This window comes from Streptomyces sp. NRRL S-118 (assembly GCF_000716335.1).
In the GTDB taxonomy this organism is placed as follows: Bacteria; Actinomycetota; Actinomycetes; order Streptomycetales; family Streptomycetaceae; genus Streptomyces.
The window spans coordinates 1-9,900 of sequence record NZ_KL591046.1 but is presented as its reverse complement, the minus strand read 5'-3'; the positions used below and the strand labels follow the sequence as shown (position 1 = coordinate 9,900).

General features: G+C 66.9%; 7 protein-coding genes, 1 tRNA gene and 3 pseudogenes. 7 read left to right on the top strand and 4 right to left on the bottom strand.

What is annotated here, in order from left to right:
• Positions 1-334: 334 nt before the first annotated feature.
• Positions 335-538, bottom strand: coding sequence for a hypothetical protein (locus IH00_RS43150; protein ID WP_158828187.1), 204 nt, complete (start codon positions 536-538; stop codon positions 335-337).
• A gap of 750 nt (positions 539-1,288) precedes the next feature.
• On the opposite strand from IH00_RS43150, the gene IH00_RS0136130 reads away from it, so the two are divergent.
• Positions 1,289-1,365 (top strand) — tRNA-Trp (locus tag IH00_RS0136130).
• Between the two features lie 758 nt (positions 1,366-2,123).
• On the opposite strand, the gene IH00_RS0136125 is transcribed toward IH00_RS0136130, so the two are convergent.
• Positions 2,124-2,657, bottom strand: a complete 534-nt coding sequence (locus IH00_RS0136125; RefSeq protein ID WP_031080721.1) for a GNAT family N-acetyltransferase — start codon at positions 2,655-2,657, stop codon at positions 2,124-2,126.
• 523 nt (positions 2,658-3,180) lie between these two features.
• Between IH00_RS0136125 and IH00_RS45355 the strand changes: the two genes are divergently transcribed.
• The 5 genes from IH00_RS45355 to IH00_RS39320 all read left to right on the top strand — a co-directional run bounded on the left by IH00_RS45355 (position 3,181) and on the right by IH00_RS39320 (position 8,465).
• Positions 3,181-3,471, top strand: coding sequence for a hypothetical protein (locus tag IH00_RS45355; protein WP_324615821.1), 291 nt, complete (start codon positions 3,181-3,183; stop codon positions 3,469-3,471).
• A gap of 202 nt (positions 3,472-3,673) precedes the next feature.
• A complete protein-coding gene (locus tag IH00_RS0136115; protein WP_078888164.1) occupies positions 3,674-4,561 on the top strand; it encodes an SUKH-4 family immunity protein in 888 nt (295 codons plus the stop codon).
• A complete protein-coding gene (locus IH00_RS0136110) occupies positions 4,561-6,210 on the top strand; it encodes an AAA family ATPase (RefSeq protein ID WP_031080716.1) in 1,650 nt (549 codons plus the stop codon). The genes IH00_RS0136115 and IH00_RS0136110 overlap by 1 nt, the downstream gene beginning before the upstream one ends.
• Before the next feature lie 117 nt (positions 6,211-6,327).
• The gene (locus IH00_RS0136105; RefSeq protein ID WP_031080715.1) at positions 6,328-7,875 is read left to right on the top strand and encodes a nucleic acid/nucleotide deaminase domain-containing protein; all 1,548 of its coding nucleotides are present in this window, start codon (positions 6,328-6,330) and stop codon (positions 7,873-7,875) included.
• Between the two features lie 17 nt (positions 7,876-7,892).
• On the top strand, positions 7,893-8,465 hold the full coding sequence (locus IH00_RS39320) for an SUKH-4 family immunity protein (protein WP_052411916.1): 573 nt from the start codon (positions 7,893-7,895) through the stop codon (positions 8,463-8,465).
• 231 nt (positions 8,466-8,696) lie between these two features.
• On the opposite strand, the pseudogene IH00_RS43635 reads toward IH00_RS39320, so the two are convergent.
• Positions 8,697-8,900 (bottom strand): annotated as a pseudogene (locus IH00_RS43635) (IS5/IS1182 family transposase); the annotation flags it as partial.
• Positions 8,897-9,307 (bottom strand): annotated as a pseudogene (locus tag IH00_RS38430) (helix-turn-helix transcriptional regulator); the annotation flags it as partial. The pseudogenes IH00_RS43635 and IH00_RS38430, both read right to left, overlap by 4 nt.
• A 119-nt stretch (positions 9,308-9,426) precedes the next feature.
• Here IH00_RS38430 and IH00_RS38425 point away from each other — a divergent pair.
• Positions 9,427-9,900, top strand: a pseudogene (locus tag IH00_RS38425) (phytanoyl-CoA dioxygenase); the annotation flags it as partial.

Below are 9,900 nucleotides of genomic sequence, written 5' to 3'. Positions count from 1 at the left end.
GCCCGGTGACACCACCCCCCGGGTCATCCGATCGACAGGGGGCAACAGTCATGCCGGGCCCGGAGGCCAGCGGCCCTCTTGCAGGACCGCGAAGAAGATAACGGGGGACCGCGGTGGCGGCCTGCCGGGCGGCCGACCGGATTACCGGTTTGCTTCCGGTCCGGTGCCGAGTGGACGGCGGCCGGCGGCCGACCGGTGCGGCTGAACCTCTGCCGGGGCGGAGGCGAGGTGGGCGGCTAGCTCGGCCACGGTGCGACCGCGTTCTGCGCGGTCGTCCGCTTCGGCGGCGGGCGTCTGTCGGGGGCCCAGCGGGCGGCGCGTCGTGCTCACGGGGTCAGTCTCCCAGCATGTGTGAGTCGAGGACGCCCCGGTCCCTCAGTTCGGCCACGTCGGGCAGCTGCAAGTGGTGGAGGGGGCCGGTGTCCAGATCGGCTTCGGTGGCGATGACGCGGGCGCGGGGCTCTGCGGCGGCCACACCCGAAGCGGTTCCCGGCTTGATGGGGCCGTGGCCAAGGGGGCGGCGTCTGTCGGCGGTCACAGTTGATCATCGTACGACCGGCGGCGCTGGTCACCGACTGCCTTATTACCGAAGAGAAGCCGGTTCCCTGACCTGTCCTGTAGGGCTGTGCGGCGCAGCTCTCAAGTGGGGGCCCGTACACACAGCTCAGCCCAGTGCTTGCGGGGCTAACCCGGCCTTAGAAGGTGTGGGACGACGCCGGGAGCGGCGCGGAGCGGACGTCGGCACTCGCGGTGGCGGGCAACGGGCGGCTGAGCGGCGGAGCGACCCGGCCCCGGGGCGGTGGAGACAGCGACCGTACGACGACCCCAGCCGGCGCGGCATCCCGGCGGTGCGCCGACCAGCCCGAACGCGCGGAGCCGGCGAACGCGTCCACCTCGACCTGAGCGGACGCAAGAACGGCACAGCCCGGCGGCGCGGCGGCGGGGCTGCACGGCGCTACCCCGGCGCAAGGCGGAACGGCGGCTGACGACGAACGGTGCACGCGGGATGCGGCCGTACGGCGGCGGAGCAACGCCCGAACGGCGCCTGGACGAACACGAGGCAGCGGGGCCGCGGCGGCGCACGGAGCGGCCCGGTCGTACAGCGACCTCGGCCACGGAGTACGGCGGACGTACGGCCAGTGCGGCGGAACGGCCCCGGCACGCGGCGGCGGGGCGGATCGCATCGGCGCGCTCGCTACCGGCACGCGCAGCGGCCCGGCGCTGGGCCGCGGCCGCCGGGAAAGTCGGTGGTGCGACACCCGGCCGGCTGACATGCTGGCGTCCGCGAAGGGGTGTAGCTCAGATGGCCAGAGCGCCGGTCTCCAAAACCGGATGTCGCAGGTTCGACTCCTGTCACCCCTGCCACACAAGCAGTCCAGCGCCCCCGCCGATACGATGGGGGCGCTGAAGTCGTGCTGCCCCCCTGACCCGCAAAGGTCCGCGACTCCGTACGAGCGAGCCCGTCTCACCGCCGACGCGCTGAGGGTCCGGGCCCGCGGGCAGCCAGCGGCACGGCGGACCTCTGAGGCCAATGAGCGGGCAGCGGACGGCGGCGCGGGAGGCCCCGGGGCGCGGCGTGCGCGCGGGAGGCCCCCACGATGGGCGGCGAGACGGCGGGCGACCTCGACGTCGCAGCGGGCAGGCAGCGGCACGGCGCGACCCCGACGCACGAGCGCGCGGAGCAACGCCCGAACGGCACTTGGACAACCAGCCCGAACGCACAACGGCTGCCCGCCGAGCAGCGCGCGTATGCCGATCGCGCCCACCACCGGCCCCACCGCCCGACGACGAACACACGACCACCCCAGCGCGGGACCCCGCTCCCGAAGAACAGGCGCGGCTGGCGACACGGCGTACCCGCAGGGCCCCTCACAACGGGTCGCGGCGGCGCGGCTCCAACACGCAGCGGCAGCCCTGCGAGAGCGGCGGACAACGGCGCAGCGGCCGACCGGATGACGAGCGAGGCAGAGCAGCGCGGCCCCCGTACGGCCGGGCGCGGTACAGCGACCAGCCCGAACGCGCGGAGGCGGCGAGCGGCGGGCGCGAAACGCTGCCTCACTCCACGAACGGCGGGCGCGCTGGTGGCCTTCACGAAGCCGGTGTTCCTGACGGCCGCCGCCGACTCACGCCTGGTACTCGCTGAGATCGATGGCGTGCACGCGGAGCGGGAGGCCGAACTGCGGGTCGGTCGTGTCGCGCTCTGGGGCCATGCCGAGCTTGCGCATGACGTTCTGGGAGGCCGTATCGGAGATGTGGGCGATGGCGATCACCCGGTCGAGGCCGCGGTCCTGAAGCGCGAACTCCAGGACCGCGTGGGCGGCCTCAGAGGCGTACCCCTGCCCCCAGAAGGAGCGCCCGATCCGCCAGCTGATCTCCACCTCGTGCTGCAGCGCGGGCAGAAACTCGGGCACGGAGAGTCCGGCGAAACCGATCAGCTCGCCGGAACCGAGGAGCTCGACGGCGAAGAGCCCGAAGCCTTCGTCGTCCCACTCCTCCTCCCACCGCTCGATGGACTCGGCGGTCCGCTCCAGATCCTGGATGGACCCGTCGCCGATCCAGCGCATCACTTCGAGGTCTGCATTGATCTCGGCCATGGGGACGAGGTCGTCGTCGGTCCAGCGGCGCAGGAGGAGGCGGGGCGTGAGGATCTCGGTCATGTCTCCATCGTCGCTCACTCCGCATTCCACCCACCCGCCCGCACGCGCGATGTCATCACCCGCTCCGCCTACAGGCCCAGGAACCGGGCCAGGTCCGCCGAGGCGGGCGCGGCGTGGCGGGGGCCATCCCCGCGGGCACGGGAAGCAACTTCCCTGGACCTCGCAACTCCTGAACGCATCGCCGAGGAAGCCCTGTTGATTGTGGATCAGGACGGGCACACTGCTCTCAGCTTCCGCACCCTGGCCTCCGCGCTGGGCATCTCCGTCGCCTCGCTCCAGCGCCGCTGCACCGACCTCGCTGGACTGATGGACCTCGTCACCGATCACCTCGCCGCTCAGCTGCCCGACATCCCACCCGGCACCGACTGGCCGACAGCCACGGAAAAACGGTTCACCGCGCTGTACGAACTGCTGACCGCCCACCCGGGCCTGATCGCCCTGCGGGGGTGCCCGGCCCTGGCTCGGCCAGCAGCTGCTCAAGCGCCTGGCGGAGCCGCAGCTCGCCGACTCCCTCGCCGCCGGCATGACCCCGCAGGACGCGATCGTCACCTACCGGCGGCTGTACCTGCTCACCCTGGGCAGCGCGAGCTTTGTCGACCACCGCAACCCGAAAGCTGCCCAGGCCACCACCCGCCGGGCACTGGCCGCGCTCGATCCCGAGGAGTACCCGGCGCTCACTGGACACCTGGCCGCGATCCTGCCCGCTGTCGTGGACCACGAGGTCTACAACGGCGCGCTCCGCCAGCTGATCCGCGCTGCCATCTCACCTGGAGCGGTAACCCAGGCGCCCGGGCCGGCGGCCAAAGAGAAGTAGCGGGCGGGACCGGGGCCTCGCTGTCCGCCAGCTGTGATAGGTAGTAATCCTGGAGACAAGCGGACGGTGAGTGTGACGGTTTCCGCCCGCACGCGGCGACCGAGCCCGACGGTCAGTAGTCGGTACTTCCCTGCCAGGGCCGGCTGCTAGACATGCCGGACTAAGGTCATAACCACAGCCCGGATTTTGCAGAGAGGTAGACATGTCTTCACCCGCCCCCCAGAGCCCAGACGAGCTGCTTCAGCACTTCGGCCGGGAGGGCATGAGGCGGTTCAAGGAGAACAGCCTTTGGGGCGCACGCCTCCCGGACGCAGCGAAGGCGCTGCTGACTGAGGTCGGAGTGCCGTGCGGGGTTCGGCCGTACTGGCGGGCGGCTGCTACGCATGAGCCGGTACGACTTGGAGTTGCGGCAGCCCAGTCTTCGGGACCTCGTGCGCCCGCTGCCCTGGAGTCGTGGCTGCGTATCGGCTTCGATGGCCTGGCGCACATGTGTGTCCGTCCAGACGGCGCTGTGCAAGCCGTCGTGCTAGAAGACGTGACAGATGACATGTTCGTCAACACAGATCTCGCCACACTCAATGCTTCACTTCTGGCCCTGGACCGTGCGCAGCCGGTCATCGTCGCGTCATCGGGATTGCAGGAAGCGGCGGCCGTCTTCCGCGACTTGCAGGCGGAGCTCCGGCGCGTCGATGGAGCAGCTTTCGAGCAGCGGGAGTCATGGTGGCCACGGGTGCTCGACGACATCCGGCACACGCTGAACTTCCCCTTCTCGGCAGCGTTCGAGTATGTGGATGCCGCCGGTGAGAAGCATGTGGTCACGGAGGCGGCAGGGCCTGGACGTCCGCATCCGGAAGAGGCTCTCTGGCATCGTTTGTCTGCTGATGGTGTGGATGCGAGTCATATCCGGCGTGTGTATTGCGAGCTGGAGCCGTGTCTCCTGCCGGGGCACTACTGCGCGGTTTGGATGCGGGCCGCCTTTCCGCAGGCGCAGTTCACCCACAGCTTCGATTACGGGGAGACAGCAGAGTCCCGTGAGGAGGGGCTGCAGCAGTTGATCAGGCATGCAGCTGAGCAGGCGAGGCGCGGCTGATGCGCTGGGAACGCCCGGTTGATGGCCGGGAACCTGCCGCCGCCGCCCTCCTGGGCTGGCTCGTCGATCCGCATGCACCTGGTCTGTGCCTGGTTTCCGGTTCTGCAGGGTGTGGAAAGTCTGTGCTGCTGGCGTGGCTTGTCCACCACGGCACTCAGGAAGGCACCTCCGCGGAGCGTAGGGTTCATGCGGTCGTGCCCTCGGCTGGCGACAGCCTGCAGAGCACTGTATGGGCCTTGGCGAACCAACTCGGAGTGACAGCCAGCACTGTGGAGCATCTCGCGGCAGCGCTGGGGGCAGATGCCCGCCGCGCCGTCATCGTTCTGCCGGATTGCCACGCGGACAGCGCCGTCGAGCTCGTACTCTCCCTGACCCAGCTGGCCCATGTGCGGCTGATCGTTGAGTCCCGCACGGCCAGTCCTGCTCACCGTTACCTCAGCCGGACCGCATGCGCGGAGATGGACCTGGATCTCGACCAATGGAGGGACAGGGACCGGTACGAGCTATGGCGAGCATCGCAGGTTGAAGCCCCCGCTCCTGTCCTGCCCGCGTCTGACAGCCCGCAGATAGATTTCTCCGACCCGGTCGCCGTCTGCTCAGCCGACCCGTGGACGGTTACCGAGGCATACGAGACGGATGAGCAGGATCACGGCGGTCTGCGTTCCGCCTGGCTTCAGGCGGGACAGTCTCTGTGCCAAGAGCAGTCACCGGCGGCACGCGCGCTGACTCTCGCTTCTGTGTTGGGAGACCGCGCCGACCCCAGACTTGCTCCAGCCCTTGCGGATCTGGTCAAGCATGCACCGTGGCGACTGGAGTGGAGTCGCGTCCGCGGAGACCTGACCCCGCCCTGGCCCGGGCCGGCCATGGCCCTGGCGACGGGCGCGGGCCCGCTGGCCGGTTGCCTCCTGGTGGCCGACTACCAGGGCACCGTGCGGGTGGTGAGTATGAGCGATGCGACGACACGCGGGCGTATGGCGACAGTCAGCGGGCGTTTCCGCTCCGTGGCGGTCATGGCGAACGGCACCGTTCTCCTGCTCGACCAGAGCGGCCGTGTGCGTGCAGACACCACACGGGCCGCGCAGCCGGCGAAGTCAGGGCTCGCGGCGCTTCTTGAAGCGGGCCCGACTAACGTGGAGCGCCTTGTTGCAGATCTGGGGCAGCACACAGCAACTGCTCTTGCCACCATCACCGGCCCGGCCACCGGATTCGTGATAACAGGCACCGGAAATGGCATGGTCAACGTGCACGGGGACGCGTCAGACGCGACATCCCTGCATGAGGGAACGGTAACTGCCGTAGCCGGACTTCTTCTGCCCGTCGACGGTGAAGCAGCCATGCCGATCATCTACAGCGGCGGAGCTGACGGCACGGTGCGTACCTGGTCTCCCGGACATCCTCCCATGGCCGTACCCGTACTTCAGCGCCCTATCCCCGTGGTATCCCTCGACGCCGCAACGACAGCGGACGGACCTGCGGTGGCGGTCGCATGGAGCGACGGCACAGTGAACCTCATTCACTGGGAGACAGGTACTCAGCGCACATTCCGGCCGGGTCGCCGTGTCCACTCGGTGGCCCTCACCGAGGACAGCCGCCTGTTCGCCGGGACAGACCAGTCCCTCACCTGCCTCTCTCCCCATCCGGCAACCTGAGGGCCTCAGCTCCCGCCAATACGGACCGGACTGGTTTCACTGCCCCCTCACCTGCGGGAACTTGACGGCTGATCATCTCAGCCCGGAAGGTTGGACGGTTGAGCAAGGGGGGTAACGATGGGCATGCAGCTGCCGGATGACCTGGTCGAGGTACTCGACCTGGTCGGTGTGGACTGGCCGCAGATAGACGAGGACGAAGTCAAGGCTTCGGCCAAGGACTACCGCAACCTGGCCGAAGGCATCCGCGACGCGGTCAAGGAAGGGAACAACGCCTGCTCCCACATCGTTGGCGGCAAGAGCAAAGGCGAGACGGTCAAGGCCATTGATCGCCGTTGGGGAACCCTCACCACCAGAGACCTCGCCACTTTCGCCAACAGATGTGACGATCTCGCCGGCGCCCTGGACTCCTGTGCTGACCTCATCGTCGGCTGCAAGATCGCGATCATCACCAAGCTGACCGCCACCGCCGCCACGGCTACCGCTGGCGTCGTCGGCATGTTCTTCACCGCCGGCCTCAGCGGGCTGCTGTCTGCCGCAGCCATCGGAGCGGCACGCTTGATCATCCAAGAGGCCATCGACTATGCCATTGACCAGATCACCACGATCGTCACCGACAAAATCGAAGGCAAAGTCCTCGCGGAGATCGAGAAGCTGTTCACTACGGGCGGCACCTACGACGTCATGGCCTCGGGCAGCGCCGACATGGCGCAAGACCTGGTCATCGAGTTCGACGAGTTCGAACAGGCTGCGGGCGGCTACCAGGAGACCGCCACCAACTTCGACAAGAAGAAAGGCACCTTCAAGGAGGGCGGCGCGCAGCGCAAGACTTCCGTCAAGAAGGACAGCCGGTTCCACAAGCTTGCCACCGCCATGGACAAGGCCGAAGACGCGGTCGAGAAGAAGGCCGACGAGATGGTCAAGACTCTCGAAGACCACGGCGGCAAGATCGACAAGAGCAAAGGAGACCACAAGGGAACCGACGCCGGGGCAAAGGAAGAGATCGACAAGTGCAAGGTCGACAAGCATGATGCCGACGACGTCCCCATGTACCTTCTCAACGCCGACGGCTCCGTGCAGGTACTACTCCCCAGCGGTGACACCGAAAAGCTATCTAAATCCGATGACTCGGGCATCTGGAACATTCTAGATAAAAAGGATGGGACTGCCTGGCGCCCCGCACCAAGAGAGAAGCACGACTGGAACGTTCCTCAGACCCGAAAAGGCCCCAAAGTCACATCCACCAAGATTGAACCTGGCAGCACCGATCTCTCTCGCGCAACCGAGATCGCACGGTACGCCAAGAACGACTACCGTGGAACGAACTTTGCAGCAGGCCGTTACGTCGACCCGGACACCGGCCGGGAAATGATTCTCGTCGGAGACAGCCAGGGCCCGCACTCCGAGCGGACAATCGGATATCCTCTACTAAAAAACGGCCGCGAGGCAGGCCTGCAGGAGGTGTATACCGAACGAGAGCCATGCCAACTTTCGCCCAAATGTGACCAATGGCTGGACCTCCATTTCAAATCGAAGAATCCTAACTTGGAAGTCACGCACGCCAACGACTATGACCAAACCGAGAAAAGCCTGTATAAGAGAGACATAGAACATCGGAAATATATGGAAGCCCTAGAGAAGCGCCACAAGGATCAAGGTCATCCGTAACCCGAGAGGCGATTGATATGATGATTAGCATCGCACCCGAGGATGTATTGCGCATCTTCGGGCTGACTGGCGTCACCTATTTCCCTAAATCTGCACAGCAGCGTCTCCACGCAGGAACTGCGCTCTTCCTGTCTCGCGTCGGACTCCCCTCAAACGAGACATTTTCTCCGAAGCTGGACCTGGACGACCACGCACGTCTTCTGAGTGCTCCCAGTCTCAAGCTGGAGATCGAGAGCCAGGGGGGGCAGTGCCCGCCTGAGGCCGAAGACTGGGAAGTCCTCGGCGAATTCCAGTACGCCCTGGTGGCCATTGACCCCAGCGACGGAAAAATCTACGCGTTCCCCGAGGGAGAGGACCTCTATGCGCCTCTCCATGGTGACGTGTCATCACTAGTGCAGTCGCTCATCATCCTGGAAGAAAGCCAGGAGCATTATAAAGGCCTACCCAATGATGACGCGGGTTATCAGGCCAGGATCGAAGCAGTGGAGCGAATGAAGAAGCGCATTGCCGAATATGACGAGACACCTCTACACAGCGACAGTCCATGGTCGTCCCTTTTCGACGAGATCTCCATGGGCATGTGGGGCTGAATCAATAGCCCGAAATGTTCGGATCCAAGTTTTTCATCGGTGAGCCGGCGTCCACCGTTTCAACGCTCACTTTGGCCGACTACCGCCAACCTCCGTCGAGACGCTCTGGCGGCGTGACTCGGTGGAGCCGCTCACAGGCGCTTCGGGGTCCCGTCAGTCATGCCGTCACGGAACCACAACCAGGACTCCGCAATCGGCCATACCAGCCGACCTAGGAGTTGTCGTCAAATGTCACGCCCACATCAGCAGGGATGCCAGGGTGACCGCGGCCTGATAGAAGTCGGCGGTCTTGTCGTAGCGTGTGACGATGCCGCGCCACTGCTTCAGCCGGTTGAAGCACCGTTCCACCACCCGCTTGTAGATCTGCTGATCGAAAGCTGAGGGCCAGCCGCCGCGGCTGCCGCGCCGGAGGCGGTTGCGGACCTGGTCGGTCCGCTGACCTTGAACTTCGGCTTGTACACGACGCGGTAGCGCATGCTGCTGCTCCCATCGATGATGAGGCGGAAGGTCATCCGGGGCTGGGGGCTGAGCGCCGCGCCGGTGCGCCGCGCCTCGCCGGGCCCCACGCCGTGCACCGCGCGGAACGCCCGCGCGAATGCCTCTCCCGAGCCGTATCCGTACCGCACCGCGATCTCCAGCAGCGTCCGCTCACCGGCCAGTACCTCCGCGCCCGCGACAGTCAGCCGCCGGCGCCTGATGTACTGCGACAGCGGCATCCCTCGAGCGCCGAGAACATCCGCCGCAGGTGGTACTCCGAGGTGGCCGCGACCCGCGCCAGCTCGCCTACGTCGACGGAGCTGTCGCTCGATGTGCTCCATGGCCTCATTGAGCCGCTCCAGCACGCTCGCCTCCAAGATCCCGACCACCGATTCAATCCGGTGCGGCCCTGAACGCCTCACCCGAGAAAGGCGGTGCGGCAAGTGTCGGGTGAACGGGACGGGCGGCGCCGCACGATGGAGGCATGGACGACACGACCTTGGTATCTCGCTTCCTCCGCGACGGCTTCGTCAAGCTGGAGGGCGCCGTCGCGCCCCGCGTGGCCGCGAGCTGCGCGCGGATGCTGTGGCGGGAGACGGGCTGCGACCCGGACGACCCGGAGACGTGGACGCAGCCCGTGCACTGGGTCGGCGGGATGGCACAGGGACAGTTCGCCGCCGCACCCAACTCCCCGGTCCTGCACCGGGCGTACGACCTGCTGGTCGGCGCCGGGCGCTGGGAGCCGCGCTACTCGCTCGGCGCCTTCCCGCTGCGCTTTCCGCACGAGGAGGAACCCGACGACGCGGGCTGGCACATCGAGGGCAGCTATGCGGTGGAGGGCGAGACGTAGCCTTTCACCAATCTCCGCTCACGCGGCCGGGCCCTGCTGATGCTATTTCTGTTCACCGAGGTGGGGGAAGAGGACGCCCCGACTCGGATCCGGGTCGGCTCCCACCTC

Excerpts from the sequence above, each read along its gene's own strand:
- IH00_RS0136125 (WP_031080721.1), bottom strand. The coding sequence starts at position 2,657 with ATGACCGAGATCCTCACGCCCCGCCTCCTCCTGCGCCGCTGGACCGAC.
- IH00_RS45355 (WP_324615821.1), top strand. The coding sequence starts at position 3,181 with ATGACCCCGCAGGACGCGATCGTCACCTACCGGCGGCTGTACCTGCTC.
- IH00_RS0136115 (WP_078888164.1), top strand. The coding sequence starts at position 3,674 with ATGTCTTCACCCGCCCCCCAGAGCCCAGACGAGCTGCTTCAGCACTTC.
- IH00_RS0136110 (WP_031080716.1), top strand. The coding sequence starts at position 4,561 with ATGCGCTGGGAACGCCCGGTTGATGGCCGGGAACCTGCCGCCGCCGCC.
- IH00_RS0136105 (WP_031080715.1), top strand. The coding sequence starts at position 6,328 with ATGGGCATGCAGCTGCCGGATGACCTGGTCGAGGTACTCGACCTGGTC.
- IH00_RS39320 (WP_052411916.1), top strand. The coding sequence starts at position 7,893 with ATGATGATTAGCATCGCACCCGAGGATGTATTGCGCATCTTCGGGCTG.